This is a genomic window from Salipiger sp. PrR003 (assembly GCF_010500785.1).
GTDB lineage: Bacteria > Pseudomonadota > Alphaproteobacteria > Rhodobacterales > Rhodobacteraceae > Salipiger > Salipiger pacificus_A.
This window is the reverse complement of sequence record NZ_JAAGOV010000050.1, coordinates 23504-49657: the sequence shown is the minus strand read 5'-3', so window position 1 is coordinate 49657 and position 26154 is coordinate 23504. Positions and strand designations below refer to the sequence as shown.

Annotated in this window: 27 protein-coding genes and 2 tRNA genes; 17 read left to right on the top strand and 12 right to left on the bottom strand. The window is 66.1% G+C overall.

The genetic code is table 11. The features are described 5' to 3' along the window. Window positions 1-267: 267 nt before the first annotated feature. From G0D83_RS18825 to G0D83_RS18815, 3 genes are all read right to left on the bottom strand, one after another. On the bottom strand, window positions 268-1638 hold the full coding sequence (locus G0D83_RS18825; RefSeq protein WP_164196304.1) for an aspartate aminotransferase family protein: 1371 nt from the start codon (window positions 1636-1638) through the stop codon (window positions 268-270). Between the two features lie 39 nt (window positions 1639-1677). Next, window positions 1678-3135, bottom strand: coding sequence for an NAD-dependent succinate-semialdehyde dehydrogenase (locus tag G0D83_RS18820; RefSeq protein WP_164196303.1), 1458 nt, complete (start codon window positions 3133-3135; stop codon window positions 1678-1680). Window positions 3136-3273: 138 nt separating this feature from the next. After that, window positions 3274-3753, bottom strand: coding sequence for an Lrp/AsnC family transcriptional regulator (locus G0D83_RS18815; RefSeq protein WP_164196307.1), 480 nt, complete (start codon window positions 3751-3753; stop codon window positions 3274-3276). A gap of 73 nt (window positions 3754-3826) precedes the next feature. On the opposite strand from G0D83_RS18815, the gene G0D83_RS18810 reads away from it, so the two are divergent. From G0D83_RS18810 to G0D83_RS18740, 15 genes are all read left to right on the top strand, one after another. Further along, a complete protein-coding gene (locus G0D83_RS18810) occupies window positions 3827-5206 on the top strand; it encodes a PLP-dependent aminotransferase family protein (RefSeq protein WP_164196302.1) in 1380 nt (459 codons plus the stop codon). Between the two features lie 162 nt (window positions 5207-5368). Then, window positions 5369-6379 carry a TRAP transporter substrate-binding protein DctP gene (dctP, locus tag G0D83_RS18805; RefSeq protein WP_164196301.1) on the top strand — a complete coding sequence of 337 codons (1011 nt, stop codon included), beginning with the start codon at window positions 5369-5371 and terminating at the stop codon, window positions 6377-6379. A 100-nt stretch (window positions 6380-6479) separates the two neighbouring features. Then, complete coding sequence (locus G0D83_RS18800; protein ID WP_164196300.1) at window positions 6480-7130, top strand: TRAP transporter small permease; 651 nt, start codon at window positions 6480-6482, stop codon at window positions 7128-7130. Between the two features lie 3 nt (window positions 7131-7133). After that, window positions 7134-8420, top strand: coding sequence for a TRAP transporter large permease (locus tag G0D83_RS18795; RefSeq protein ID WP_108968606.1), 1287 nt, complete (start codon window positions 7134-7136; stop codon window positions 8418-8420). Between the two features lie 11 nt (window positions 8421-8431). Continuing rightward, complete coding sequence (locus tag G0D83_RS18790) at window positions 8432-8875, top strand: universal stress protein (protein WP_108968608.1); 444 nt, start codon at window positions 8432-8434, stop codon at window positions 8873-8875. A gap of 3 nt (window positions 8876-8878) precedes the next feature. Beyond that, on the top strand, window positions 8879-9598 hold the full coding sequence (locus G0D83_RS18785; RefSeq protein WP_164196299.1) for an aspartate/glutamate racemase family protein: 720 nt from the start codon (window positions 8879-8881) through the stop codon (window positions 9596-9598). Beyond that, a complete protein-coding gene (gene eutB / locus G0D83_RS18780) occupies window positions 9592-10548 on the top strand; it encodes a hydroxyectoine utilization dehydratase EutB (RefSeq protein ID WP_164196298.1) in 957 nt (318 codons plus the stop codon). Before G0D83_RS18785 ends, eutB begins: the two co-directional genes overlap by 7 nt. Further along, on the top strand, window positions 10545-11513 hold the full coding sequence (eutC, locus tag G0D83_RS18775; RefSeq protein ID WP_164196297.1) for an ectoine utilization protein EutC: 969 nt from the start codon (window positions 10545-10547) through the stop codon (window positions 11511-11513). Before eutB ends, eutC begins: the two co-directional genes overlap by 4 nt. Further along, the gene (gene doeA, locus G0D83_RS18770) at window positions 11514-12713 is read left to right on the top strand and encodes an ectoine hydrolase DoeA (RefSeq protein WP_108968616.1); all 1200 of its coding nucleotides are present in this window, start codon (window positions 11514-11516) and stop codon (window positions 12711-12713) included. A 383-nt stretch (window positions 12714-13096) separates the two neighbouring features. Next, window positions 13097-13717: a hypothetical protein gene (locus G0D83_RS18765; protein WP_164196296.1), complete on the top strand. Its 621-nt coding sequence runs from the start codon at window positions 13097-13099 to the stop codon at window positions 13715-13717. 28 nt (window positions 13718-13745) lie between these two features. Then, a complete protein-coding gene (locus G0D83_RS18760) occupies window positions 13746-14546 on the top strand; it encodes a CPBP family intramembrane glutamic endopeptidase (protein WP_164196295.1) in 801 nt (266 codons plus the stop codon). 119 nt (window positions 14547-14665) lie between these two features. Then, a complete protein-coding gene (tgt, locus tag G0D83_RS18755; protein WP_164196294.1) occupies window positions 14666-15793 on the top strand; it encodes a tRNA guanosine(34) transglycosylase Tgt in 1128 nt (375 codons plus the stop codon). A 219-nt stretch (window positions 15794-16012) separates the two neighbouring features. Beyond that, a complete protein-coding gene (locus G0D83_RS18750) occupies window positions 16013-17104 on the top strand; it encodes an alkene reductase (RefSeq protein ID WP_164196293.1) in 1092 nt (363 codons plus the stop codon). A 263-nt stretch (window positions 17105-17367) separates the two neighbouring features. Beyond that, window positions 17368-19773: an endopeptidase La gene (lon, locus tag G0D83_RS18745; protein ID WP_164196292.1), complete on the top strand. Its 2406-nt coding sequence runs from the start codon at window positions 17368-17370 to the stop codon at window positions 19771-19773. A gap of 317 nt (window positions 19774-20090) precedes the next feature. Further along, window positions 20091-20165 (top strand) — tRNA-Val (locus G0D83_RS18740). Window positions 20166-20230: 65 nt separating this feature from the next. Here the strand turns inward: G0D83_RS18740 and G0D83_RS18735 are convergent. Next, on the bottom strand, window positions 20231-20425 hold the full coding sequence (locus G0D83_RS18735) for a hypothetical protein (RefSeq protein WP_164196291.1): 195 nt from the start codon (window positions 20423-20425) through the stop codon (window positions 20231-20233). 95 nt (window positions 20426-20520) lie between these two features. Here G0D83_RS18735 and soxR point away from each other — a divergent pair, with 95 nt between their 5' ends. Both soxR and G0D83_RS18725 read left to right on the top strand, forming a co-directional pair. Beyond that, entirely contained in the window at window positions 20521-21000 is a 480-nt protein-coding gene (soxR, locus tag G0D83_RS18730) for a redox-sensitive transcriptional activator SoxR (protein WP_164196290.1), read from the top strand. Between the two features lie 34 nt (window positions 21001-21034). Further along, a tRNA-Val gene (locus G0D83_RS18725) sits at window positions 21035-21110 on the top strand. Between the two features lie 7 nt (window positions 21111-21117). Here the strand turns inward: G0D83_RS18725 and G0D83_RS32800 are convergent. Genes G0D83_RS32800 through G0D83_RS18690 form a run of 8 tightly spaced genes read right to left on the bottom strand, consistent with a single transcriptional unit; the run spans window position 21118 to window position 26065 of the window. Further along, entirely contained in the window at window positions 21118-22269 is a 1152-nt protein-coding gene (locus G0D83_RS32800) for a tyrosine-type recombinase/integrase (protein WP_164196289.1), read from the bottom strand. Next, on the bottom strand, window positions 22259-22534 hold the full coding sequence (locus G0D83_RS18715) for an AlpA family transcriptional regulator (RefSeq protein ID WP_164196288.1): 276 nt from the start codon (window positions 22532-22534) through the stop codon (window positions 22259-22261). The genes G0D83_RS32800 and G0D83_RS18715 overlap by 11 nt, the downstream gene beginning before the upstream one ends. 23 nt (window positions 22535-22557) lie before the next feature. Further along, window positions 22558-22683 carry a hypothetical protein gene (locus tag G0D83_RS32550; RefSeq protein ID WP_255455854.1) on the bottom strand — a complete coding sequence of 42 codons (126 nt, stop codon included), beginning with the start codon at window positions 22681-22683 and terminating at the stop codon, window positions 22558-22560. Next, the gene (locus tag G0D83_RS18710; RefSeq protein WP_164196287.1) at window positions 22680-22952 is read right to left on the bottom strand and encodes a DUF4031 domain-containing protein; all 273 of its coding nucleotides are present in this window, start codon (window positions 22950-22952) and stop codon (window positions 22680-22682) included. The genes G0D83_RS32550 and G0D83_RS18710 overlap by 4 nt, the downstream gene beginning before the upstream one ends. Continuing rightward, window positions 22949-23239, bottom strand: coding sequence for a hypothetical protein (locus G0D83_RS18705; RefSeq protein WP_164196286.1), 291 nt, complete (start codon window positions 23237-23239; stop codon window positions 22949-22951). Before G0D83_RS18705 ends, G0D83_RS18710 begins: the two co-directional genes overlap by 4 nt. Further along, window positions 23236-25452 (bottom strand): DNA cytosine methyltransferase, encoded by a 2217-nt coding sequence (locus G0D83_RS18700; RefSeq protein ID WP_164196285.1) that lies wholly within the window; start codon window positions 25450-25452, stop codon window positions 23236-23238. Before G0D83_RS18700 ends, G0D83_RS18705 begins: the two co-directional genes overlap by 4 nt. After that, window positions 25452-25757: a hypothetical protein gene (locus G0D83_RS18695; RefSeq protein ID WP_164196284.1), complete on the bottom strand. Its 306-nt coding sequence runs from the start codon at window positions 25755-25757 to the stop codon at window positions 25452-25454. The genes G0D83_RS18700 and G0D83_RS18695 overlap by 1 nt, the downstream gene beginning before the upstream one ends. Then, on the bottom strand, window positions 25757-26065 hold the full coding sequence (locus G0D83_RS18690) for a DUF2312 domain-containing protein (protein WP_203595624.1): 309 nt from the start codon (window positions 26063-26065) through the stop codon (window positions 25757-25759). Before G0D83_RS18690 ends, G0D83_RS18695 begins: the two co-directional genes overlap by 1 nt. Window positions 26066-26154 lie beyond the last annotated feature (89 nt).

The following is a 26154-nucleotide window of genomic DNA, read 5'->3' as shown; positions in this document are numbered from 1 at the left end:
TTAAGTGCTGCCGCGCCAATGGTACTGCGTCTCAAGACGTGGGAGAGTAGGTCACCGCCAAACCTAGTAAAACCCACAGTATCTCTCCTAAACGATGACCCAAGCCACGTGCCGTTTCCGAGCCGTGGGCAGGGACACTCCAAGGTCTCAAGCGTTTGACGCCCACGGTGCATGCCGCGGGCGTTTCTTGTGTTCGAGCGGCGCGCAAGGGGCGCTTGGAGCCGGACCTGCAATCAGCGCAGATCCGGCCCGTGCCGCAGATTTTGCTCAGCCCAGGATTGCGTCGACCGCGTCGCGCGTCACCGAAACGATCTTGTCGGCCTCCTCGGAGGTCAGGCACAGCGGCGGGGCGAAGCCGAGAATGTCGCCCTGCGGCATGGCCCTTGCAATCACGCCGCGCTCAAGCATCGCGGCGACGACCTTTGCGCCCTTGCCCTCGGACGGATCGAAGAACCTGCGACCCCCGCGCTCGGCGACGAGCTCGACCGCGCAGAGCATGCCCTTGCCGCGGACCTCGCCGACATTGGGGTGATCGCCGAGCGCGTCGCGCATAGTGTCAATCAGGTAAGAACCTGTCTTTGCAGCGTTCTCAACCAAACCCATCTTGTCGATCAACTCGAGGTTGGCGATGCCCGCAGCGGCACCGATGGGGTGGGCGGAATAGGTCCATCCATGGCCGAGCACGCCGTTTTCATCTGTGCCCCGGCACAGCACGTCCCACATGCGCTGGCCGACGATCGAGGCCGAAAGCGGCGCATAGGCCGAGGTCAGCCCCTTGGCCGAAGTGATGAGGTCAGGCGTCATCCCGTAGTGGTCCGAGCCGAACATCGAGCCGAGACGTCCGAAGCCGGTCACCACCTCGTCGACCACCAGCAGGATGTCGTGCTTGTCGAGCACCTTCTGGATCGCCGGCCAGTAGCCCTCGGGCGGGGGTACGATGCCACCGGTGCCGAGCACCGGCTCGCCGATGAAGGCGGCGATGGTGTCCGCGCCCTCGCGCTCGATCAACGCTTCCAGTTCCGCAACGCAATGGGCGGTGAACGCGGCCTCCGACATGGTCAGGTCGGGGCGGCGGAAATAGTAGGGCGCCTCGGTGTGGATCACCTGTGCCAGCGGCAGGTCGAACTTCTTGTGGAAGAGCTCCAGCCCGGTCAGCGAGCCGGTCATCAGCCCCGAGCCGTGGTAGCCGCGCCAGCGCGAGATGATCTTCTTCTTCTCGGGGCGGCCGAGGATGTTGTTGTAGTACCAGATCAGCTTGATGTTGGTCTCGTTGGCGTCCGACCCGCCGAGACCGAAGTAGACACGCGCCATGTTCTTCGGCGCGCGGTCCATGACCATCTTCGACAGGGTGATCGAGGCCTCTGAGCCGTGTCCGGCATAGGCGTGGTAGTAGGCCAGCTCATAGGCCTGCTTGGCGATCGCCTCAGAGATCTCGGTGCGGCCGTAGCCGACATTGACGCAGTAGAGCCCGGCGAAGGCGTCGAGCAAACGGGTGCCGTCGCGGTCGCGGATATGCACCCCGTCGCCGCCGGTGACGATGCGCTGCGCGCCCTCGCCCCGGGCGAACTGGCCGAGGTTGGTCGACGGGTGGAAGAAGTTCTCGCGGTCCCACTTGGCGAGTTGGTCGTTGGTCAGCATGTCGTCTCCTTCGGTAGTCATTCGGGTCTGCGGGAGGGATCACCCCCAATCGCGGCAGACGTATTTGATGTCGGTGAAGGCCTCGAGGCCCTGGCGGGCGCCCTCGCGGCCCAGCCCGGATTGCTTGCTGCCGCCGAACGGGATCGGCGCGCCGGTGACCTTGGTGCGGTTAACCGCGACCATGCCGAACTGCAGCGCCCGGGTGAGCCTGTAGATGCGGCGAGGGTCGAGGCTGTGGACGTAGGCGATGAGCCCGTATTCGGTGGCATTGGCGCGGGCGATCACCTCCTCCTCGGTGTCGAAGACCGAAAGCGGCGCGACCGGGCCGAAGGTTTCCTCGGACATGATGGCGGCCTCACCCGGCACATCGGCCAGCACGGTGGGCCTGTAGAAGAGCTTGCCAAGACCTTCGTCGATGGAGCCGCCGGTGAGCAGTCGGGCGCCCTTGGCAACCGCGTCGTCCACATGCGCTTGCTGCTTGGCGATGGCGCGCTCATGGATCAGCGGCCCAATGTCGGGGTCATCCATGCCGCGGCCGAGGGACAGCGCCTCGACAGCCCGGGTGAACCTGGTGCAGAACTCCTCGTAGATCGGGCGCTGGATGTAGAAGCGGTTGGCGCCGAGGCAGTCCTGACCCGAGGTGGCGAACTTGGCCTTGATCGCCTCGGTCACCGCGCGGTCTAGATCGGCGCCCTTGAAGACGATAAAGGGGGCGTGGCCACCAAGCTCCATCACCAGCCGCTTGACCGTGTCAGCCGACTGGCGGTAGAGCAGGCGACCGACCTCGGTTGAGCCGGTGAACGACAGCGCCCGCACACGCTTGTCCGAGGTCCATTCGCCGACGATGGCGGCGGCGTCGCCGATCACTGTGTTGACCACGCCCGGCGGAAACCCCGCGCGGCGCGCGAGCACCGACAGTGCCAAAGCCGAGAGCGGGGTTTCAGCCGAGGGGTGGATGACCACGGTGCACCCGGCAGCGAGCGCCGCGGCGGCCTTGCGGGTGATCATCGCCGAAGGGAAGTTCCATGGCGTGATCAGCGCGGCAACCCCCACCGGCTCGCGCCAGAGCTCCATCTCGGCGTCGGGCAGGTGGCTGGTGACCCCCTCGATATTCGGGCGCAGCGCTTCCTCGGCGTAGAACTGCACGAAGCTGGCGGCATAATCGATCTCGCCGCGCGCCTCGCTGATCGGCTTGCCCTGCTCGGCGACCATGATGCGGGCGAGGTCTTCTTTGGCCGCGACGATCAGCGCGTGCCAGCGGTGCAGGATCTCGGCGCGGTCCTGCGGCAGGGTGCTCGCCCAGCCCCCGAAGGCGGCATCTGCGGCATCGACCGCGGCGCGCGCGCCATGGGCATCGCTGATCGCAACCTGTGCAATCAGCGCGCCGCTGGCCGGATCGCGCACGGCGAGACGCCCGTTCCCGGCGAAATCACCGACCCCCTGCAGCAGCTCCGGGTCGGACAGTCCAAACGCCGGTTTGTTCGAAAGATCGCTCATGCCTGCGCACCTCCTTGGATGGCTCAAGCATGGGGCAGGGCGGGCAGAGAGTTCCCCGGGACTTCGGTCAGGCGGCAGAAATTTTCTCTGCGCTTGCGGGCTGGCGGAGAGAAACTCTCTGGCCCCCGCAGCGCTTTCCTAGCGCCGCAGCAGTCCTAGCGCGGGCGGGTCGTTCTTCACCGGCTTGGTGACGATGTAGCTGTAATAGCGGCGCACCCCCGCGCGGCTTTCCAACAGACCGTCCATCAGCGCCTGGAAGGCCGCGACATCGCTGCTCACGACCTGCATCAGGTAGTCGTAGCCGCCGCCGATGGCCCAGCAGCCGGTGATCTCGTCGATCCGTGCCACGGTGCGCTCAAAGAGCTGGAAGCTCTCGGCCCGGTGGCTGTCGAGCTCGACGGTGACGAAGACCTGCACGTGCGGGCCGAGCGCCGCGAGGTCGATCTCGGCGCGGTAGCCGGTGATCAGCCCAGCCTTTTCGAGCCGCTTCATCCGCTCCCAGCAGGGGGTCGGCGAGAGGTTCACGCGGGCCGCGAGCTCGGTCTTGGCGATGCGGCCCTCGCGGCTCAGCGTGGCGAGGATCGCGATGTCTCTGCTGTCGAGGCGGGTGGTGTCCATGACACGCTTGTTCCGGTGAAAACCCGTCATGTCAATCTGGACAAGTCCCGGATCGTGCAGGACTCTGCCAGCCATGTCACATTGGCCGCTCACCTCCGAGGATGTCACCCGCCCCGCCTATCGCAGCGTCGCGCAGGGGATTGTCGCCGCCATCAGCTCGGGCCAGCTCAGACCCGGCGACCGGCTGCCGGCGCATCGCGAACTGGCCTGGCAGCTCGGCATCTCGGTACAGACGGTGAGCCGCGCCTACGAGGAGCTGATCCGCGCCGACATGATCTCGGGCGAGGTCGGGCGCGGCAGCTTCGTGAAGTCAGGGATGCGCGAGACGGTCAACCTTCCCTGGCACCGCACAAGGGAAAGCCGGCCGCGGTTCGACCTGTCGCTCATGAGCCCGGTGCACCTGCCGCAGGTCGCCGAGGCCTGGCGCTGTTCGATGCGGCGCATTGCAGAGAACCCGCCGCATGAGACGATGTTCGCCCTGCGGCCGGGCGAGACGCTGGCGCGCTACGATGCCGCCGCCTCGGGCTGGCTGGCGCGCTGCGGGCTGCTCGCTCGGCCCGGGCGCACGCTGGTGACCAACGGTGTCACGCCCGCGATGTTCGTCGCGCTGATGACCGTCGCGCGGCATGGCGATGTCGTCGCCTGCGAGGCGGCGACAAGCCACGCGCTGAAACCCGCCGCGCGCCAGCTCGGCTTGCGTCTGCAGGGCATCGCGCAGGACGCGCGCGGGATGCTCCCCGAGGCGCTGAGCGAGGCCGCCGCCGCCTCGGCGGGGCAGATGAAGGCGGTTTATCTGCTGCCATCGGGGGCCGGGCCCTACGCAAAATTGATGGATCGCGAGCGCCGCGCGGATCTGGCCCAGGCAGCGCGCTCTGCGGGGCTCTTCATCCTGGAGTGCGACCCGCTCGGGCCGCTTGTGCCGCGTCGTCCGCCGCCGCTCGCAAGCTTCGCTCCCGAGCGGAGCTTCTACTTCACCGGGCTGACCAAATGCCTGTCGCCCGGGCTGCGCTTCGGTATTCTCGCGATGCCTGATCACCTGTCAGAGCGCACTGTCAACAGGCATCTGTCGGTGTCGTGGATGGCGACGCCGATCATTGCCGAGATCGCCACCGACTGGATGGAGAGTGGCGTCGCCGACGCGCTGCTGCAGGTGCACCGAAAGGAACTTGTTGCCCGCAACCGACTCGCGCAGCGCCACCTCGGGCCGGGAAACGGCGGATTTGCCTACGCGCTGCACCGCTGGCTTCTGCTGCCGGAAGGCCTTTCGGAACGGGCCTTTCAGCGCCAGGCGCTGCGCAATGGCGTGGCCGTAGCGGCGGGCGCAAACTTCGCCGTGACAGACCGTCGACCGGCGGTGCGGGTCTGCCTCGGCGGATTGGGGAGAGGCGACTTGGAACAGGCCTTGGGCGCTCTCGCGGCGCTGCTGCCAGCGCCCGGACAACCCCAGGGTTGACAGCCGATTTGCGATTCTCCTCGAATTGTCATGATTTAATATAGACATTGACTTGAGTATTTTCGACTCCGAGGTTGGGCGCATCCGCGCGGATCGTGATCCGCGACCTGAAACCAAGCCCTGACGCCGCAGGCGACGGGGCAGACCGACAGGGGGTACGACATGACCTACAAGACAGTTCTCGCAACGAGCGCCGCGGCGCTCCTTCTCGGCTCGGGCGCCGCTCTGGCCGACACCTGGCGCTATGCGTTCGAAGAGGCGATGGACGAGGTCCAGGGCAAGTTCGCCCAGAAATTCAAGGAAGAGGTCGAGGCCAATTCCGACCATGAGATCCAGCTCTTTCCCTTCGGCACGTTGGGCGAATCCGCCGACACGATGGAGCAGGCCCAGTCCGGCATCCTGCAGTTCGTCGACCAGTCGCCGGGCTTCACCGGCGCGCTGATCCCCGAGGCCCAGGTCTTCTTCGTGCCCTACCTGCTGCCGCAGGACGACGCACAGCTTGCCTCCTTCTTCAAGAATTCCAAGGCAATCAACGAGATGTTCCCGCCGCTCTACGCCGAGCAGGGGCTCGAGCTGCTGACCATGTTCCCCGAGGGCGAGGTGATGATGACCACCACCGAGCCGGTGGAGTCCCCCGCCGACCTCGACGAGGTGAAGTTCCGGGTGATGACCAACCCGCTGCTGGTAGAAAGCTACCAGGCCTTCGGCGCCACGCCGACGCCGCTGCCCTGGGGCGAGGTCTATGGATCGTTGCAGACCGGCATCATCCAAGGGCAGGAGAACCCGGCCTTCTTCATCGAGTCGACCAAGATGTACGAGGTGACCGATTACATCACCCGCACCGGCCACAACAATTTCACCACCGCGGTGATGGCCAACAAGGAGTTCTATGACGAGCTCTCGGAAGAAGACCAGACGATGATCGACAACGCGATCAGCGCCGCCTTCGACTACATCATCGACTACCAGAAGGGCCTGACCGAGGAGTCGCTGGAGAAGATCATGGCGGCCAAACCTTCGATGACCATCACCGATCTCACCGAAGAGCAGCGCCAGCCCTTCATGGACACGGCAGAGTCGGTCGAGCAGGAGTTCCTCGAGATCGGCGGGCCGCAGGCGCAGGAAATCCTCGATCAGCTCAAGGCCGACCTCGCCGCGGCGGCCGAGGGCTGAACGCCCGCCAACGCAGCAGAGCCAAAGGTCGCGCCGGCTGCCCGAGAGGGTCGGTCGGCGCGGCCATGAGCGGTTTCGCGACAGCAACAAGGACAGCGGCATGAAGACTGACCGACACGGCGCGCCCGAGCTCGACCCTGACATTCTCGCCGAGGTTCAAACCTCGGCTGTGGACGATGACATCGACGATTCTGGCTATGTTTCGGGCCTCCCTGGCATTCTTGGGGTGATCGACGGGGCCGTCGCGCGCATCGAGGCGGTGCTTCTGGCACTCGGCGTGCTGCTCATGGCGCTCAACACCATCGCCAACGTGGTGGGCCGCTACCTGTTCTCCCAAAGCCTGTTCTTTTCCGAGGAGGTGAACCAGGCGCTGATCATCCTGATCACCTTCGCAGGTATCTCCTATGCCGCGCGCCATGGCCGCCACATCCGGATGTCGGCCTTCTTCGACGCCGCCCCGCCGAAGCTGCGCAAGGCGCTGATGGTGCTGATCGCGGCGGTGACCGCCGCGGCGATGTTCCTGCTGGCCTGGTACGCGCTCGACTACGTGAGGGCGCAGGCCTCGCGCGGGCGCTTGCTGCCGGCACTGCAGGTCCCGGTCTGGTGGATCATCGTCTGGGCGCCGCTGGGGTTCTTCCTGACCGGGCTGCAATACACGCTCACCGCGATCAAGAACCTGTTGCACGACGATATCTGGCTCTCGACCAGCACGCTCGAAGGCTATGACGACACCGGCGAAGAGGAGGTCTGAGACATGTCCCTTGCCATCTTCGGCACGATGATTGTGCTGCTGCTGCTGGGCTTTCCGATGATGATCCCGCTGATCGCCGGCTCGCTGATCGGCTTTGTCGCGCTGTTTGGCGGGGTCAGCCAGCTCGACACGATGGTGCAGCAGATCCTCGGCGGCATACGCCCGGCGAGCCTGATCGCCGTCCCAATGTTCATCTTCGCGGCCGATATCATGACCCGCGGCCAGTCTGCCAACCGGCTGATCGACCTTGTCATGGCGTTCGTCGGCCATCTCAAGGGCGGGCTGGCGGTCTCGACCGCCGCGGCCTGCACGCTCTTCGGCGCGGTCTCGGGTTCGACGCAGGCGACGGTGGTCGCGGTTGGCGGGCCGCTGCGCCCGCGCATGCTCAAGGCCGGCTACAAGGACAGCTTTGCGCTGGCGCTGATCGTCAATTCCTCGGACATCGCCTTTCTGATCCCGCCCTCTATCGGCATGATCATTTACGGCGTGGTCTCGGGGACTTCGATTTCGGAGTTGTTCATCGCGGGCATCGGGCCCGGGCTGCTGATCCTCGTGCTTTTCTCGATCTACTCCTACATCTACGCCGTCCGGAACGACGTGCCGACCGAGCCGAAAACGAGCTGGTCCGAGCGCGGCCGGGCCATCCGCCGGGCGCTCTGGCCGCTCGGCTTTCCGGTGATCATCGTCGGCGGCATCTACGGGGGTATCTTCTCGCCCACCGAGGCGGCCGCCGCTTGCGTGCTCTACGCGCTCATCCTCGAGATGGGCGTGTTCCGCGAGATGAGCGTCAAGCAGCTCTACGCCACCGCCAAGTCGACCGGGCTGATCACCGCGGTGGTCTTCATCCTCGTGGGCGCGGGTGCGGCGTTTTCCTACGTCATCAGCTTTGCGCAAATCCCGCAGCAGGTGCTGGGCAGCATCGGCATCGACGAGATGGGCCAATATGGCGTGCTCTTCACCATCTCCATCGCCTTTTTTGTCGGCTGCATGTTTGTCGATCCGATCGTGGTGATCCTGATCCTCGTGCCGATCTTCGCGCCGGTGGTCCAAAGCGTTGGGCTCGACCCGGTGCTGGTGGGCACGATCATCACACTCCAAGTGGCCATCGGCAGCGCGACACCGCCCTTCGGCTGCGACATTTTCACCGCCATAGCGGTGTTCAAGCGGCCCTACGCGGAAGTGGTTAAGGGCACGCCGCCCTTCATTCTGATGTTGCTGGCGGTGGCGGTGTTGCTGATCTTCTTCCCGCAGATCGCGCTCTTCTTGCGCGACCTCGCCTTCGCGAAGTGAGGGGAGCCGATATGTTCAAACGGATGCTCGTGGCCTACGACGGCTCGAACGGCGCCTGGGAGGCGATCGAAAAGGCTGCGGAACTGGCGAAGATCACCGGCGCAGAGATCCTCGTGCTGACGGTCTACCGGCACCACTCGATGCTCGAGGCGTCGCTGTCGATGGTGCGCGGCAGCGACCGCGAGGGCGGCAGCCTTGACGACACCATGCGAGCCGTCGCTCGCGAGGCGGCCGAGGAAGCCAAGGCAAAGGCGAAAGAGCTGGGCGCCGAGAAGGTGCAAGCCTTCATCAAGGGCGGCAACTATGCCCGCACCATCGTCAGTTTCGCGCGGGAGAGGGGTTGCGATCTGATCGTCGTCGGCTCGCGCGGGCTGGGCTCGTCCGAGGGCTACATGCTGGGCTCGGTGAGCCACAAGGTGACCAGCCTGACCGACACGCCGGTGCTGGTGGTCTGAGCCATGTCCGCCCCTGACCTGCGCCGGGACCACCTGCGGCGCTTCGGGATGATTGCCCTCGCCACTGACCTGACGATCGAGGGCGATGCCGCGCGGCTGATGCCGCCGGGCACGCAGCTGCATGTCACGCGCATCGCCTTCGAGAATCCGACCACTCCCGAGAGCCTGCGCCGCACCGGCCCGCGCCTACGAAACGCCGCCGAGCTGATCCTGCCCGGCGTGGCGCTCGAGGGGATGCTTTTCGGCTGTACATCTGCCAGCGCCGTGCTGGGGGACGAGGTGACCGCGCTGATCGGCCCGCGCGCCCCGGTCACCACGCCGCTCAGTGCCGCGCTGCGGGCCTGCGAGGCGCTGGGGGTCAGGCGGCTGTCGCTGCTCGCCCCTTATAGGGCGGAGACCACCACGCTCGTCACCGGGCATCTGGCGCGCCATGGCGTCGAGGTGGTGGCGCAAAGCTCGATGGGCCATGCGGACGATCGCGACATGGGGATGCTGACGCCCGAGGCGGTGATCGAGGCGGCACTGGCGGCCGACCACCCGCGCGCCGACGCGCTGTTTCTCTCCTGCACCGCACTCCCGGCGGTCCCGGTGATCGACCGCCTTGAAATGATGCTCGGAAAACCGGTGCTCAGCTCCAACCAGGTGTCATTCTGGTCGATGCTGGACACGGCGGGGCTCTCGGGCGACGGTCCGGGAAGGTTGTTCAAGGTGCACAGATGGTGACGCGCGACGACATAGAGGCGGCGGCGGGTCGCATTCGCGGCATGGTTCGGGAGACGCCGGTGAAGCGCTCGCCCAGCCTGTCCGAGCGCGCGGGCGGCGCGGTCTGGCTGAAGTGCGAGCACCAGCAGCAGACCGGAGCCTTCAAGCTGCGCGGCGCGTCCAATGCCGCCGCCCGGCTTGGGAAGGTGGCCGGTGTCACCACCGCATCGACCGGCAACCATGGCCGCGCACTGGCCCATGCGGCGCGGCAACTTGGTTTGCCCGCAGTGATCTGCGTCTCGCGGCTGGTACCACAGAACAAGCTCGAGGCCATCGAGGCCCTTGGCGCCGAGGCGCGGGTGATCGGCGCCAGCCAGGACGAGGCCTTCGAGGAGGCGCGGCGGCTGGAGCGTGACGAAGGCTTCGCGCTGGTGCCGCCGTTCGACCATCCCGACGTGATCGCGGGGCAGGGGACGCTGGGGCTGGAGATCCTGTCGCAACTTCCCGAGGCCGCGGCGCTGGCCGTCCCGCTTTCCGGCGGCGGCCTGCTGGGCGGGGTGGCGCTGGCGGCAAAATCGCTGCGGCCGGATATCCGCATCATCGGCCTCTCGATGGAGCGCGGCGCCGCGATGGCTGCGAGCCTTGCCGCCGGGCAGCCGGTCGAGGTCGAAGAGCTCGAGACGCTGGCCGACTCTCTCGGCGGCGGCATCGGGCTGGACAACCGCCTGACCTTCGGAATGTGCCGCGAATTGATGGACGCGTTGATCCTGCTCACCGAGGCCGAGATCGCCGCGGGCCTGAGGCACCTCGCCCGCGAGGACGGCGAAACCGTCGAGGGCGCGGCGGCGGTCGGCGCGGCGGCGATCCTCGCGGGCAAGCTGCGCGCGGAAGACGGCCCCTTGGTTCTGCTGCTTTCGGGCGGCAATATCGACCCGGCACGCCACGCCGCGATTGTCGGGGAGGAAACATGAGCGACATTCGGATCTTGCTCGAAGCCGAGCTGCGCGCCTGCGTCGCACTCGATCCCGCCGCGATCGACGTGGTGGAGAGCGCCTTCGCCACGCTGGCAAGGGGTGGGGTCGAGATGCCTCCCATTCTGTCGATGCACATGCCCGAGGTGAACGGCGAACTTGACGTGAAGACGGCCTATGTGCCGGGGTTGCCCGGATTTGCGGTAAAGCTCTCGCCGGGGTTTTTCGATAACCCCGCCAAAGGTCTGCCCTCGACCTCCGGCCTGATGGTGGTGCTGTCGTCGGAAACCGGCCGCGTGCAGGCGGTGCTGCTCGACAATGGCTATCTCACCGACGTGCGTACCGCTGCCGCTGGCGGCGTGGCGGCCCGGCACCTGGCGCGAGAGGACGCCAGCCGCGCCGCGATCTTCGGCGCCGGGCTGCAGGCGCGGATGCAACTGCGTGCGCTCTGCCTCGTGCGCCCCATCTCCGAGGCGGTGATCTGGGCGCGCGACGCGGCCAAGGCGCAGGCGTTGGCGGCGGAGCTGACCACGGGTGATCTGAAAGTCCGTGCCAGCACCGACCCCGAGGAGGCAGCCGGGTTTGCCGATGTGATCGTCACCACAACGCCGACGAGCGAGCCCATTTTGCGCGCCGACTGGCTGCGCCCCGGCCATCACGTCACCGCAATGGGCAGCGACCAGCCCGGCAAGTCCGAGCTGGAGCCGGAGTGCCTCGCCCGCGCCGGCCTCTATGTCGCTGACAGGGTGAGCCAGACCCGGCTCATGGGTGAACTGCGCGCCGCGCTCGACGCCGGCTGCGCGCCGGACCCCGACAGCATTCCCGAGCTGGGAGACATCGTCCTCGGCCGCCACCCCGGCCGCACGGACCCCGATCAGATCACCATCGCCGATCTGACCGGGACCGGTGTGCAGGACACCGCCATCGCAACCCATGCGCTCGCCGCATCTTCAACAGAGGTCTGAATGCCCGAACTCCAAAGAACGCCAGAGCGATACACGACCGAAGAATACGAGGCCCGGCTCGAGAAGATCCGCGCGCGGATGGAGCGCGAGGGGCTCGATCTGCTGATCCTCAGCGATCCCTCCAACATGGCCTGGGTCGCGGGCTACGGCGGCTGGTCCTTCTACGTGCACCAATGCGTGCTCGTTGGCCCCGACGGCCCGCCGGTCTGGTACGGGCGCGGGCAGGACGCCAACGGTGCCTACCGCACGGTCTGGATGGAGCCCGAGCATGTCATCGGCTATCCGGACCACTACGTGCAGTCCACCGAGCGCCACCCGATGGACTATCTCTGCGCCAAGCTCGCTGAGCGTGGCTGGGACAAGGGCACCATCGGCGTCGAGATGGACAACTACTGGTTCTCGGCCCGCGCCTACGAGCGGCTGCAGAGCGGGCTGCCCAACGCGAAGTTCAAGGACACCACCGGATTCATCAACTGGCAGCGTGCGGTGAAATCCGACAAGGAACTCGAGTACATGCGGCAGGCTGCGCGCATCGTCGAGCGCATGCACCACCGCATCGCCGACAAGGTCGAAGTGGGCATCCGCAAGTGCGACCTCGTGGCGGAAATCTACGACGCCGGGCTGCGCTACGACGAATGGTACGGCCATGGCGGCGACTATCCGGCCATCGTGCCACTGCTGCCCTCGGGCCCGGACGCCGCTGCGCCGCATCTGACCTGGGATGACCTGCCGATGAAGCCGGACGAAGGCACCTTCTTCGAGATCGCCGGCTGCTACCAGCGCTACCATGTGCCGCTGTCGCGCACGATCTACCTCGGCACGCCGCCGCAAGAGATCCTCGATGCCGAGAAGGCGGTGCTCGAGGGGATGGACGCCGGCCTCGAAGCCGCGCGGGCGGGCAACCTCTGCGAGGACATCGCCAAGGCCTTCTTCGGCACGCTGGAAAAGCACGGCATCGAGAAGGACAACCGCGCGGGCTATTCCATCGGTCTGAGCTACCCGCCGGACTGGGGCGAGCGCACCATGTCGATCCGGCGGGGCGACAAAACGGTGCTGCAGCCGGGGATGACCTTTCACTTCATGACCGGCCTGTGGATGGAAAACTGGGGCTACGAGACCACCGAGTCCATCGCCATCACCGCTGACGGCGCACCCGAGGTCTTCTGCGACATCCCGCGCAAGATGCTGATCAAGACCTGAAAGCAAGGCGCGGGCCGAGGCCCCCGGGGCGCTTTGCGACCGGCGGCCCGGCCCGCGCTCGTGATGATCAGCGCGCGGGGCCAAAGGCACGAGGCGTCAGGCAGAGCCGCTGGCTTTGCGGAAGGATCGTCACCGCTGCCGCGAGGAGCAGCTCCCAGGCAACAAACCAGGTTCCCCTGACCGCATGACTGCGCCTGTTTCGGCTGCGCGTGCGAGGTCTGGCGTCGAGGTCGTCCCTCATCGTGCGGAGCGTAGCAGGTAGCGTCATGCGGGGTGGGCCGACCCGGTCGTGCCGCAAGTGAGGCACCCGTCTCGCCCGCAAGTTCCGTAGGTTGCGCCAAGTCTCTGTGGTAAGGATGGATAGTCCCCGAGGAGGAATGAGCATGAAGACACTGCCCTTGGCTCTTATGGCGCTCTGCCTTGGCCATGCCGCCCGCGCAGAGGACCCGCTTGTCCAGCCGGTGATCGACGGGTGCATAGACAGTTTGATTGCAAGCGGTGCCGCCACGCAGCCCGGCGGCGAGGTGATTGACACCATGTACTCCGAGGCCGGTACGATGGTCTTCCTGAAGGATGGCGACGGGCGCATCTGGCAGTGTTTCGGCTACCGGGACGGGACCGTCGAGTCGCTCGAACTGGCCGACGCAGATGCGGCCGAGGGCGCCTTCGCTCGCGCGGCGGAGAAGGCGGCGTTTGCGCCCGAGCGCATCAGCTTCGCTCCGGGCACCAGCGGCGCCACCTTGAGCGGGGCGCTCGAGCCCGGGGGTGCGAAGCAATTCGCGCTCGGCGCGCGGGCGGGGCAGGTGCTCGACCTGCGCCTCGATCCGAAGGGAGGAAAGATGTACTATATCTTGCGCAACCCGGACGGCTCGATCCTGCTCGCAGGCACCGATGCCGCGGTTCCCTTCAAGGGCCAGCTGCCGCAGTCCGGCGACATCAATCTCGAGGTGGTCAACTCACAGAGCACGGCACAGGATTTCGAGCTGGTGGTGAAGATTGAATGAGCCGGGGTCGTGGGACGGAGTACCGAGCATGACGGACTTGGCGCACTCCTCAGGCGGCGGACATCGGATCGGCATCGCGTTTGGCACGCTGATCGCATGGGTGGCGGTGACGGTCTTCGGGGCAGGGGTCTTGGGCGAGCCGGTCGAACTCGAGGACATCGCGACGCAGGGCATCGCCTGGCAGATCGCGCTAGCGGGCGTGCTGCTGGTCTGCGTGATTGTCTGGCGCGGATGGCGCGACCTGGGTTTCCGCGCCCCGGCGCCCGGCACGCTGAAGCTGCTCTGGCTGCCGGCGCTGATCGTGCTCGCGATGTTCGGACTGGCGGCGGCGCTGGGGCTGCCCGCCCCGGGTGTGATGCTTCTGGTGCTGGTCAATACGCTTCTTGTCGGCTTCTCGGAGGAAATGATGTTCCGCGGCGTGCTCTTCGGCGCGCTGCGCGAGCGGCTGCGGCCCTGGCCGGCGATCCTTTGGACCACCGGCGCCTTCGGCCTGGTGCATGTGCTCAACGGCTTTCTGACCGGCAGCTTCGTCCTCGCGGTGATGCAGGCGCTGGCGGCCTCCTGCACTGGGCTCATGCTGATGGCGATCCTGTTGCGCACCGGCTCGCTCTGGGTAGCCATCCTCGTTCATGCGCTCTGGGACTGCGCGACCTTCCTCGTGGTGGTGAGCGCGGGGGCTATGAGAGACCTGAAGGAGTTGCAGGCGGCGGGCGGCATTGAGCTGACGCCAGGGCTTCTGGTGCTGCCGCTGCTAATTGTCCTGCCGAACTTGATCTACGGGCTCTGGCTGCTCCGCGGCTCGCGTGTCGAGGCCGTGCCGCGCGCCTGAGGGCGAAGGGTGAGCGGGCCGGACCCGAGACGGCCGAATACGCTCCGCGCGGGCTGGTTTGCGCCGCGCAGGTGGGCTGGCCCCTTGGCAAATCCCCCGCTTTGGGGCAGAGGAACTGCATGAGCCTGACCTCCTTTACCCTTCATGGCCGGGACGGGGCCGCACGCACCGGGGTGATCTCTACCCCGCGCGGCGAGATCCGCACCCCCGCCTTCATGCCCGTCGGCACCGCCGCCACCGTCAAGGCGATGCTGCCCGAGAGCGTGCGCGCCACCGGCGCCGACATCCTGCTCGGCAACACCTATCACCTGATGCTGCGCCCCGGCGCGGAGCGCGTGGCGCGGCTTGGCGGGCTGCACAAGTTCATGAACTGGGAGCGTCCGATCCTGACCGACTCCGGGGGTTTCCAGGTGATGAGCCTTTCGGGGCTGCGCAAGCTCACCGAGGAGGGGGTCACATTCAAAAGCCATATCGATGGCTCCAAGCACATGCTCTCACCGGAAAACTCGATGGAGATCCAGCGGTTGCTCGGCTCGGATATCGTCATGTGCTTCGATGAATGCCCGGCGCTTCCCGCCGACCGCGAGCGCATCGAGCAGAGCATGCGCCTGTCGATGCGGTGGGCACAGCGCTCGCGCGACGCTTTCGGCGACCGGCCCGGCCACATGCTCTTCGGCATCCAGCAGGGCGGGCTCGAGGAAGACCTGCGCGGCGAAAGCGCCGAGGCGCTGACCTCCATCGGGTTTGACGGCTACGCGGTGGGCGGCCTCGCCGTCGGCGAAGGGCAGGAGGCGATGTTCAAGGTGCTCGATTTCGCGCCCGGCCAGCTGCCCGAGGACAAGCCGCGCTACCTTATGGGCGTCGGCAAGCCCGACGACATCGTCGGCGCGGTGAAGCGCGGCATCGACATGATGGATTGCGTGTTGCCCTCGCGTTCCGGTCGGACCGGCCAGGCGTGGACCCGGCACGGCATGGTCAACATCAAGAACGCCCGCCACCAGGACGACCCGCGCCCGCTCGACGAAGATTGCAGCTGCCCGGCCTGCCGCAGCTATTCGCGCGCCTACCTGCACCACGTCTACCGCGCCGGGGAGATGATCTCGGGCATGCTGCTGACCTGGCACAACCTGCATTACTACCAGGAGCTTATGCAGGGGATGCGCGACGCCATCGCGGGCGGCACCTTCGCCAGCTTCGAAGAGAAATTCCACGCGCAGCGCGCCGAGGGTGACATTCCCCCGCTCTGAAGCGACACCCCAAGCAAGGGGTCCGGATCGATCAACAGGCGGCGCCGCGGGAACGTGGCGCCGCCTCTGCGTGTGGGTCCAACCGCTCCCAGCCATATCCTCCGTGCATTTCCGCACAGCGCACTGCGCGGTTGCCGCGGCGCAGCACGTTCCTATCTTTGCACTCCGATGCCGGGGTCAGCCCGGCGCTACCTAGGCCCAATGCAAGGGAGACGCTCCATGACCGAGGCCCTGTTTACCGCCTTCACCGCCGGTGCCATCAAGATGGCGAACCGCGTGGTGATGGCTCCGCTCACCCGCAATCGCGCAGACAATGACACCGCCGAGGTGAACGAGCTGCACGTCGAATACTACCGCCAGCGCGCCGGCGCCGGCCTCATCGTCACCGAGGCGTCGCAGATCTCGCCGCAGGGCAAGGGGTATATCCAGACCCCGGGCATCTACTCGCCGGGGCAGGTGGAAGCCTGGAAGAAGGTGACTGACGCCGTACACGCCAAAGGCGGCAAGATCGTCATCCAGCTCTGGCATGTCGGTCGGATCAGCCACACGTCGTTGCAGCCCGATGAGCAGGCGCCCGTCGCGCCCTCGGCCATTGCGGCAGGCGGCAAGACCTTTACGCTGAACGGATTCGAAGAGACCTCGACGCCTCGCGCGCTGGAGACGGATGAGATCGCCGGCATCGTCGCCGACTACCGCCACGCCGCCCGAGCCGCCATCGAGGCGGGCTTTGACGGCGTCGAGGTGCATGGCGCCAACGGGTATCTGATCGACCAGTTCCTCAAGACCGGGGCCAACCAGCGCGAGGACCAGTACGGCGGCTCGATCGAGAACCGTGCGCGCTTCCTCTTCGAAGTGCTGGACGCGGTCACCGACGAGATCGGCGCCGATCGCACCGGCCTGCGTCTGTCGCCCTTCTCGCCCGCGAACGGCATCACCGACGCCGATCCGCAGCCGCTCTTCGAGTATGTCGTGGGCAAGCTCAACGCCTACAAGCTGGCCTATCTGCATGTGGTCGAAGGCACCACCGGTGGCCCGCGCGCACTGAACGAGGGCGAGAGCCTCGACAAGCTGCAGGCGCTCTACGAGGGGGTCTGGATGGGCAACAACGGTTACGACCGCGAGATGGCCATCGAGGCCGTCGCCTCGGGCAAGGCCGACCTTGTCGCCTTCGGCCGGCCCTTCATCTCGAACCCCGACCTCGTGACGCGCCTTGAAAAGGCGGCGCCGCTCAACGAGGGCGATCAGGACACCTTCTACGGCGGTGGGGCGGAAGGCTATACCGACTACCCGACGCTGACCGAGGCCGCCTGAGGCCGGCGGGGGGCGCGGCGCCGGTGCTTTCCTGTGTTGCCGTTAAGGCTGTTTCAAGGTTTTGGCACCGCGCCCCCCGCAATCTCCCGCCTTCCACGAATTGCCCGCTTGCACCCGGCGCAGCGGAGCGTCACATTGGTGGGAAACGGGTCTGGCGCGCTTGAAAAGTTAACGGATGCGCCCCACCTGAATACCTCGACAGGGGACGGCAGAGGTCGCCGATATCCGGGGCCGGACCGTCCTGCCAGTAGCAAGGAATGCGTATGCAACAGCCTCTCAACACATCCTATCCGGTGCTGCCGCTGCGGGACATCGTCGTGTTCCCGCACATGATCGTGCCGCTCTTCGTAGGGCGCGAGAAATCGGTGCACGCGCTGGAAGAGGTGATGGCGGACGACAAGCAGATCCTGCTTGCCGCCCAGATCGACCCTGCCGTCGACGACCCCGATTCCGACGGCATTTACAAGACCGGCGTGCTCGCCAACGTGCTGCAGCTGCTGAAGCTGCCCGACGGTACCGTGAAGGTGCTGGTCGAGGGGCAGGCGCGCGTCAAGATCACCGAATACCTTGAGAACGAGCGCTTCTTCGAAGCCAAGGCCGAATATCTCTCCGAGATGCCGGGCGACCCCGCCGCGATCACCGCGCTGGTGCGCACCGTCGGCGAGGAGTTCGAGCGCTACGCCAAGGTCAAGAAGAACATCCCCGAAGAGGCGCTCTCTGCGGTCTCGGAAACCACCGATCCGGCCAAGCTCGCCGACCTCGTCGCGGGCCATCTCGGCATTGAGGTGGAACAGAAGCAGGAGCTTCTGGAAACCCTGCCGGTCAGCGAGCGGCTCGAGAAAGTCTACGGCCTGATGCAGGGCGAGCTTTCGGTCCTGCAGGTCGAGAAAAAGATCAAGACCCGCGTCAAGTCGCAGATGGAGAAGACCCAGCGCGAGTACTATCTGAATGAGCAGATGAAGGCCATTCAGAAGGAACTCGGCGACGGCGAGGACGGCCAGAACGAGATCAACGAGTTGGCCGAGAAGATCGAGGCCACCAAGCTCTCGAAGGAGGCCAAGGAAAAGGCCGAGGCCGAGCTCAAGAAGCTGCGCAACATGAGCCCGATGTCCGCCGAGGCCACCGTGGTGCGGAACTACCTCGATTGGATGCTGTCCATTCCGTGGGGTGTGAAGAGCCGCGTGAAAAAGGACCTTGGTCGCGCCCAGGAGATCCTCGATCACGACCACTACAGCCTCGACAAGGTCAAGGAACGCATCGTCGAGTATCTCGCGGTGCAGGCGCGCAGCCAGAAGCTGAAGGGGCCGATCCTCTGCCTCGTCGGCCCTCCGGGCGTGGGCAAGACCTCGCTTGGCAAGTCGATGGCCAAGGCCACCGGGCGCGAGTTCATCCGCATCTCGCTGGGCGGGGTGCGTGACGAGTCCGAGATCCGCGGCCACCGCCGGACCTACATCGGCTCGATGCCGGGCAAGATCATCCAGGCACTGAAGAAGGCGAAGACCACCAACCCGCTCATCCTGCTCGACGAGATCGACAAGATGGGTCAGGACTTCCGTGGCGATCCGGCTTCGGCGATGCTCGAGGTGCTCGACCCCGAACAGAACGGCACCTTCGTCGACCACTACCTCGAAGTGGAATACGATCTGTCGAACGTCATGTTCGTGACGACCTCGAACTCGTACAACATGCCCGGGCCGCTGCTTGATCGGATGGAGATCATCCCGCTCTCGGGCTACACCGAGGACGAGAAGCTCGAGATCGCCAAGCGCCACCTGCTCGACAAGCAGATCAAGGCGCATGGCCTGAAGAAGGGCGAGTTCACCATCACCGACGAGGCGCTCACCGACATCCTGCGCTACTACACGCGCGAGGCCGGTGTGCGGAACCTCGAGCGCGAGGTGGCGAAGATCGCCCGGAAGGCCGTGACCAAGATCGTCAAGGGCGAGACCAAGCACGTGGAAGTCACGCGCGAGAACCTCGACGACTTCCTTGGCGTGAAGAAGTTCCGTTACGGTCTGGCCGAGGATGAGAACCAGGTGGGTGTGGTCACCGGCCTCGCCTATACCTCGGTGGGCGGCGACCTCTTGCAGATCGAGGCGCTGCGCCTGCCGGGCAAGGGCCGGATGAAGACCACCGGCAAGCTCGGCGACGTGATGAAGGAGTCGATCGAGGCAGCGTCCAGCTACGTCCGTTCCATCTCGCCGCAGCTCGGGGTGAAGCCGCCGAAGTTCGACAAGATGGACATCCACGTGCACGTGCCGGATGGTGCCACGCCCAAGGACGGCCCTTCAGCCGGCCTCGCGATGGTGACGGCGATCGTTTCGGTGCTGACCGGCCTTCCGGTGCGCAAGGACATCGCCATGACGGGCGAAGTGACCCTGCGCGGCAATGCCTCCGCCATCGGCGGGCTCAAGGAGAAACTGCTCGCGGCCCTGCGGGGGGGCATCAAGACGGTGTTCATCCCAGAGGAGAACGAGAAGGACCTCGCCGAGCTGCCGGAGAACGTGAAGACGGGTCTCGAAATCATCCCGGTCAAGCACGTCTCCGAGGTGCTGGAAATGGCGCTCATCGGCAAGCCCGAACCCATCGAGTGGGACGAGGAGGCCGAAGAGGCCGCAGCCGCCCTGCGCGCCAACGAAGACAAGGCCACCGGCGCCACGGCGCACTAACCGGCGCCACCGCACAGAGCTTCAGGGGCGGACCTTCGGGTCCGCCCCTTCGCGTTTCACCCGCTGCCTCCGCCAGCACGAACACGCGCCATGCCAGCCGCGCCCCCGGCTGCGCGCTTCTTCTGGGACAACGTATTCCGTGTGGCCCCGCATCAGCATCACGGCGAAAGGGTGCTTGAAATCCCTGCCAGCCGGGGCGGTGCGCCGCAGCGCCGAAGCTGCCATGGATGTCGTGGCGGCAGGCCCAAAAATTTGTGGGTTTTTTGCCCCGATCCCTCTTGCGCCCCCCATGTCATATGAGTAAAAGCCCGCCTACCGGGTGATTAGCTCAGTGGTAGAGCGCTTCGTTCACATCGAAGATGTCAGGAGTTCAAATCTCTTATCACCCACCATTCTTCCAAGAGGCGCACTGTCCGGTTTTCCCGAGGTGCGCCTCTTCTCGTTTCAGCACAGCGGTTCAACCGCGGTAGCGCTGCGGCGGCGGGGGCGGCGGGCCACCGTCGGCCAGCCCCGCGTCGCGCGCGAGCCAGGGATCACTGCGCAGCTCGGCGCTGCGCCGTGCAATCCGGCGCGCTGTCCTCCAGCGCTGGAACAGCTCGACAATCCGAGGTCTCGGGCGGGGCTGCGTCGTCTTTGGTCTGAGTGCGGTCACTGTCTCTCTCCTTGCAGAGTCGCGGAACGCCTGCGATCCTGCATCCTCAAGTCCACTTGAGGTCAAGCGCCATTCTCATCCAGGAGGAGATATCTATGTCCCGAGCCGCCGGCCGTTCGCGCCACAATGACCTCAGCGTCGGCGAGGTTGCCGCCCGCGCGGGGGTCGCTGTCTCGACGCTCCATTTCTACGAATCCGAGGGACTCATCGAAAGCTGGCGTACCGAGGCGAACCATCGCCGCTACGATCGCCGCGAGCTGCGCCGGATCGCGGTGATCCGCATGGCACAGCAGCTCGGGATCCCGCTGGCGGAAATTCGTGATAGGCTCGCCGCCCTGCCGCGCGACAGGGCGGTCTCCAAGGCTGACTGGCAGGCGGTCTCACGCGGCTGGCGAGCGCAGCTCGACGAGCGGATTGCCCAGCTCGAACAACTCCGCGACGAGCTCGATGGCTGCATCGGCTGCGGCTGCCTGTCGCTGGAGACCTGCCCGCTCTACAATCCCTCGGACCGCCGCGGTCGAGAGGGCCCGGGGCCGCGCGTCTGGATCGATGCGATGACGAAGGATCAGACTTGAAAGCCGCCCGAAGCTTGTCTAAACCGCGCTTCACGGGTGATTAGCTCAGTTGGTAGAGCGCTTCGTTTACACCGAAGATGTCGGGGGTTCGAGTCCCTCATCACCCACCATTTTCAATCACTTAGCGGCCTCACCGTCTTCATGTTTCCCACTTTCGGGATTCTGTTTCCCAAAGTCTGGTAGCAGTAGCACCGTCTCGCGGTTCAAGTGCTCAACCTCCGCGCGTCTAGCGTAGTGCTTCGACATGCGCTCAGACAGGTGCCCGAGCATTGCCTGAACACGCTGGATGCCTCCGAACAGCTCGGGGCTTCTGGCGACGGTGTTCGCGATGACTGTTGCGTTCGTCGTGCGCAGTCCGTGGAAGGTCGGGCGGAACTGCCCGGCTTCGATTTCCTCGACGGACTGTGGCCTCAGCTTCAGACGGATCAGCTCTTTGGTCCAAGAGGCGCCGAAGCCTTTTCCCCACGGTTTGCCGCGGCTGTTGGTCAAGAGCGGGAGAGCCGGGGCGACGATCTGAGCCTTGCGCCGTGATGCACGTTCTTCCTCAATGATCGCCAGAACGACTGGGTGCAGCGGGACAGTCACCGGGTTGCCGGTCTTGCCCTGCTCGATGGTCCAGATGCCGTCTCGAATCTGGGTCTCGCACATGCCGATCACATCAGCGCGGCGTTGCCCGGTGTAGAGCGCGACTAGGGCGACCTTCACGATGTGTCGTTTGCCTTGTCCGATCAGGATTTCGAGCCGGTCATCAGGCCATGGCTCGTAGCTCTCTTCGCTTTGCACGCGCTCGATCCGGCGGCAGGGGTTGTCGTCTGCAAAGCCTCTCGTCCTGCCCCAGCTGAACACTGCGCTCATGTCGTCAAGGCGGCGGTTCGCAGTTGCGGGGCGTTCGGAAAGGCTGTCGTAGACCGCCTGCACATGTATGGGTCGGATTTGGTCAGCGTCGAAGGCGCCCCAGCGGTCGACCATCAAGTCTAGAGCGTAGTCCCGAAGGAGGCGGCTGGCCTTGGGCAGCTTTGCATATCTCGCGCTGTCCTTGTGGTCTCTGATGAGGCGGGCGATGGCCTTTGGGCTCTCGAACTCTCCCGGGACGGTGCCGAAGGCCTCGTGGTGCGCCGCGTTATAAGCTGCGCGGTATTCAGCATCGAACGGATGCGGGAGCGGGCGGCGGAGCTCCTGACCCTGACGCACCACCCGGAAGAAGAAGTACTCCCTCCCCCGCGCAACCTTGCGCTGAACATACTTCTCAAGGCGGATGTCACCGGCCACGGCTTGCCCTCAGGATTGGATCGGCATCGTCGGGCGACTCTGCCGCGCCATCGATGAATTTTTCAACCTCCGACCACTTCCATCGGGTCGCACCGCTCGGCATCTTCCGTGGCTTGGGCAAGTGGCCCTTGCGCGTCCAGTCCCAGATCGTGCTCTCGGAGATGTCCATCAAGACGCCAAGCGTCTTCGCGCTGACATATGCCAGAGGTCGGGCCTCGACGGCGAACTCGGCGGGCTGCACATGGGTCATGCGATCGGGGGGCATGCCTCTGGCTCCTTCTATCGGGGTTAGCTGGACTGGTAGAACTGCTGGATCGCGCGGCGGCGCGCTTTGGTGGCGGGGAGCCTCATCAGCATGTGGACCGGGCGGATTGCGGCGCAGATGATGACGAAGGCGGCGAGGAGATCGGTCATGGTGGTGACCTCCGCGCCTGGCACTTCATCGCGAGCTCGCGCATGGTGACCTCGACCGCACCGTCGGCGACCGCCTTGGCGCGGAGACCCATGCCGATGTCGAAATGCTCGTCTGCGGTTCCGGCCTTCTGCAGCCATTTCCGCTTCAGGCCGATCTGGTCCGCCATGGCGAGCAGTTCGTCGGTGCTGTCCGCGATCATGTGGCTCATCTTCATGTGCCGGAAGCGGCCCATCTGGGAGCGATACATGTCGTCGACGTAGACGGTCATGCTGCCAACCCCACCACATCTAGAGAGCGGATTTTCCGGCGGTTGTTATCCACAGGAATCTTAGCAATCTGGGGATGAGCCTTCTCGACTGAGGCAAGAAAGTGACGCAGCGTGAACGAGGTCCGTGAGTGGACTGACGAGCCCGCAGACATCTTGGTCACGAACGCCGGAATTTCGCCGGTGCTGAGAGTGAGGGCAATGAATTGAAGCCATTGATTATGTTTTACCAGTCGCCCCGGTTTGGACACTTGCCCCATTCCGGGGCTTTTGGTGGTGAAAACGCTCACGCCGCTACCTCCTCAGCTTCGACCAGGTGCGCACAGTTCGACCGCACCAGTGCCTCGGCCAGAGGCGGGCAGACGCTGTTCCCGACGCACGAAACCTGCACGTCCTTCGGGAAGGCCTCGAACTCCAACTCACCGCCGCGCTCGCGCCAGACGCCCTCGATGACGTAGTCGGCCGGGAAGCCTTGCGCGTTGAACAGCTCGCGCGGGGTGAGCATCCGCATGCCCACGTCGACGATGACGAAGGATGTGCCGTCGATCTCTACAGTGACGAACTCGCGTTCATCCCAGAGCCCGTGCTGGCGCAGCAGATCGGCGACCTGGCGGGCCCGGGGTGCGTGCGCCTCGTCGAAGGGCGGCGCGGCGAGTTCGGCCTGCATGGGCACGATCCGGTCCTTGGTGGTGATCGTGTGCATGGGCTCGGTGGCGGGCGCGCCGTCGCCGGTGCCGTAGTATTTCGCCAACCATGCGGCCACGGGCGTCTGGTGGCTGCCGGAGCTGGTGACGGTCGAGACCGGCGCGTCCGCCGGGCGGCCGGGATTGAAGTCGTTGGCCCGGCGCCCGTCGTTGTTCTGCTGGGCGAGGTAGGCCGCGACCGGGTATTGCTTCACGCCGCCGGCGACGACGGTGTTCAGCGGCGCGGTGATGTCGAGCGCGCGGGGCGCCTGGCCCTTCCGCTCGCCGTTTCCGACATGCACCATGGTCGCGGCGATCATGCTGTTCTGGTCCTTCTTGCTCGCGCAGATCGTGTGATGCGGATTCTCGATCGACCGGCAGCGTCCGCCCTGCTGCGCGTAGGTCAGCACCGGCGCCACGACGGCGCTGTGGTTGCCTTCAGCGCAGATGGTGGGGTGAGGCTGCGCCACGGGGCCCATGCGGCGCGTGGTGCCCTTCAGGCTGGCCAGCAGCGGCGCGAGGATGCCGAGCGGTGCCGCGCCACCCGGGCGCTTTAGGTAGCTTTTGGCGGTGACCGTGGGGAGCGGGGCTGCGATGTCGCTACCGGTGGCGCCGGTCATGAACTTGGCGATGGACGGGGCGACGAGTGCGGTCTTGCCGCCGCCTCCGGCCACGATCGTCGGTGCCGGGGCCGCGATGTCGGCCGCGACCGAAGCGCCGAAGTGGCGCATCAGAGTTGGTGCGACCACGGCGTGCGAGATGCCGCCCGCCGTGACCACGCCGTGCGGCTCGGTCAGCGGGTATTCCCGGCGCCCGCCGCTGTCGCCGTGGGCGATGCTCACCAGCGACGGGGTGACCAGCGCCTTCTCGCCGCGGTTCGCGCCGGTAACGGTGCGCATCGGATCGTCGAGATCCTCGGTCCGCGCCCCATGGGTCAGATTGACCAGGAAGGGCCGCTCGGCGTCGAGCACGTAGCGGCGCAGGCCCTTGGCCACGCGGGCGAGGGTGTTGTCGGCCAGCGGGCGCACGGCGCGGAGGCCGTGCTTTTCCATCACCTCGGCCTTGCTGTCGAAGATGCTCGGGCAGGGCAGCGACCAGTCGATGCATTCCGCGGCGGTCCGCCACGGCTGCAGCTTGCCTGCCTTCACCTCGTCCGAGTCTGGCGCTCCATGCGTCGGTTCGGGCCAGACGATGCGCTGCCCGTCGAAGCGGATGGCGACGAAGAGCCTCTTGCGGATGGTCGGGGCGCCGTAGTCGCAGGCCTTCAGCTCGCGACGCTCGATCTTACCGCCGAGCTTGCGGATCGCCTTGCACCAGGCGTCAAAGGTTTCGCCCTTGCGCACCGGGCAGGGCATCAAGCCGCGCTCGGTCTCGATCAGCGGGCCCCAGCCTGCGAACTCCTCGACGTTCTCCATCAGCACCACGTCGACGCGCCCGCCACTCTTCTGAATGCGCTCGATCCACCCGGGGATGATCCACGCGAGGTCGCGGATGTTCCGCGCCACTGGCTTGCCGCCTTTGGCCTTGCTGAAGTGCTTGCAGTCCGGGCTGAACCACATCAGGCCGATGTGCTTGCCTGCCAGGTGGTCGAGCGGATCGACGCGGTAGACGTTTTCGGACAGGTGCAGCGTCTCGGGGTGGTTCGCCGCGTGCAGCGCCAGCGCCGCCGGGTTGTGGTTGATCGCGATGTCGGGCCCGCGGCCAAGCGCCATCTCGATGCCGGTGCTAGCCCCGCCGCCGCCGGCGAAGCTGTCGACGATCAGCGGCAGGCCGGTGAAGGCGCGATCGGGCGGCTCGGGGAAATCGAAGGTGTCGCGCATCAGAAGGGCGCCTCGATGAACGCCGCCATCGCGCGGATCATCACGCCAAGCTGCTCGACCCCGGCGCAGATCACCCATATGCCGCCGGTCACGATGATGCCGAAGATCAGGACCGCTGCCCACCAGCCCGACGGCAACGGCGCACGCGCGGCGCGGGGCTGCTCCTGCGAGCCCTCGCCGAAGACCTGGCCTTCCTGGTCTCTGAGGGGCGGAAAGGCTGCGGACTTCCGGGGAGCGGTGTCGCCAAGACGCGCTTGTCCGACGGCTTCCAGATGTTCGGGCGGGAGATGGTTGAATGTCTCCATCACGCCATCCCCATCGCGGCTTTGTACATCTCGAACACCGCCTCTTCCTCGGCGACGTCATTGGGGTCCCGCTTGCGCAGGGCGATGACCTTGCGCATGACCTTGGTGTCGTAGCCGCGCCCCTTGGCCTCGGCCATGACCTCCTTCTGCTGGTCGGCGACCTCTTTCTTCTCGATCTCGAGGCGCTCAAAACGTTCGATGAATTGCTTCAGCTCGCCGGCGGCGACGCCGAAGGCGCCATCGGAAACCGCTTTGTCCTCGGCGGTCTCCTTCATGGGGGTGCGCTTGCGCGACGCCGCGCGCGCCATGTCGGCGCCTGCGGTGTCTACCTGAAAGTCGGCATCGTGGGGCATCAGCATGCTCAGTCCTCTTGGGATTGTGGCCCCTCGCCGCGTTC

What these genes read in the sequence shown, in the direction of transcription:
- G0D83_RS18765 (WP_164196296.1), top strand. Translation starts at nt 13,097, where the DNA reads ATGAAGACACTGCCCTTGGCTCTTATGGCGCTCTGCCTTGGCCATGCC.
- G0D83_RS18810 (WP_164196302.1), top strand. Translation starts at nt 3,827, where the DNA reads ATGTCACATTGGCCGCTCACCTCCGAGGATGTCACCCGCCCCGCCTAT.
- G0D83_RS18695 (WP_164196284.1), bottom strand. Translation starts at nt 25,757, where the DNA reads ATGGAGACATTCAACCATCTCCCGCCCGAACATCTGGAAGCCGTCGGA.
- G0D83_RS18825 (WP_164196304.1), bottom strand. Translation starts at nt 1,638, where the DNA reads ATGCTGACCAACGACCAACTCGCCAAGTGGGACCGCGAGAACTTCTTC.
- G0D83_RS18750 (WP_164196293.1), top strand. Translation starts at nt 16,013, where the DNA reads ATGACCGAGGCCCTGTTTACCGCCTTCACCGCCGGTGCCATCAAGATG.
- lon (WP_164196292.1), top strand. Translation starts at nt 17,368, where the DNA reads ATGCAACAGCCTCTCAACACATCCTATCCGGTGCTGCCGCTGCGGGAC.
- G0D83_RS18820 (WP_164196303.1), bottom strand. Translation starts at nt 3,135, where the DNA reads ATGAGCGATCTTTCGAACAAACCGGCGTTTGGACTGTCCGACCCGGAG.
- G0D83_RS32550 (WP_255455854.1), bottom strand. Translation starts at nt 22,683, where the DNA reads ATGACCGATCTCCTCGCCGCCTTCGTCATCATCTGCGCCGCAATCCGC.
- G0D83_RS18700 (WP_164196285.1), bottom strand. Translation starts at nt 25,452, where the DNA reads ATGCGCGACACCTTCGATTTCCCCGAGCCGCCCGATCGCGCCTTCACC.
- G0D83_RS18790 (WP_108968608.1), top strand. Translation starts at nt 8,432, where the DNA reads ATGTTCAAACGGATGCTCGTGGCCTACGACGGCTCGAACGGCGCCTGG.
- G0D83_RS18760 (WP_164196295.1), top strand. Translation starts at nt 13,746, where the DNA reads ATGACGGACTTGGCGCACTCCTCAGGCGGCGGACATCGGATCGGCATC.
- doeA (WP_108968616.1), top strand. Translation starts at nt 11,514, where the DNA reads ATGCCCGAACTCCAAAGAACGCCAGAGCGATACACGACCGAAGAATAC.
- G0D83_RS18785 (WP_164196299.1), top strand. Translation starts at nt 8,879, where the DNA reads ATGTCCGCCCCTGACCTGCGCCGGGACCACCTGCGGCGCTTCGGGATG.
- G0D83_RS18710 (WP_164196287.1), bottom strand. Translation starts at nt 22,952, where the DNA reads ATGACCGTCTACGTCGACGACATGTATCGCTCCCAGATGGGCCGCTTC.
- tgt (WP_164196294.1), top strand. Translation starts at nt 14,666, where the DNA reads ATGAGCCTGACCTCCTTTACCCTTCATGGCCGGGACGGGGCCGCACGC.
- G0D83_RS18715 (WP_164196288.1), bottom strand. Translation starts at nt 22,534, where the DNA reads ATGCCCCCCGATCGCATGACCCATGTGCAGCCCGCCGAGTTCGCCGTC.
- soxR (WP_164196290.1), top strand. Translation starts at nt 20,521, where the DNA reads ATGTCCCGAGCCGCCGGCCGTTCGCGCCACAATGACCTCAGCGTCGGC.
- G0D83_RS18815 (WP_164196307.1), bottom strand. Translation starts at nt 3,753, where the DNA reads ATGGACACCACCCGCCTCGACAGCAGAGACATCGCGATCCTCGCCACG.
- eutC (WP_164196297.1), top strand. Translation starts at nt 10,545, where the DNA reads ATGAGCGACATTCGGATCTTGCTCGAAGCCGAGCTGCGCGCCTGCGTC.
- G0D83_RS18795 (WP_108968606.1), top strand. Translation starts at nt 7,134, where the DNA reads ATGTCCCTTGCCATCTTCGGCACGATGATTGTGCTGCTGCTGCTGGGC.
- dctP (WP_164196301.1), top strand. Translation starts at nt 5,369, where the DNA reads ATGACCTACAAGACAGTTCTCGCAACGAGCGCCGCGGCGCTCCTTCTC.
- G0D83_RS18800 (WP_164196300.1), top strand. Translation starts at nt 6,480, where the DNA reads ATGAAGACTGACCGACACGGCGCGCCCGAGCTCGACCCTGACATTCTC.
- G0D83_RS18690 (WP_203595624.1), bottom strand. Translation starts at nt 26,065, where the DNA reads ATGGCGCGCGCGGCGTCGCGCAAGCGCACCCCCATGAAGGAGACCGCC.
- eutB (WP_164196298.1), top strand. Translation starts at nt 9,592, where the DNA reads ATGGTGACGCGCGACGACATAGAGGCGGCGGCGGGTCGCATTCGCGGC.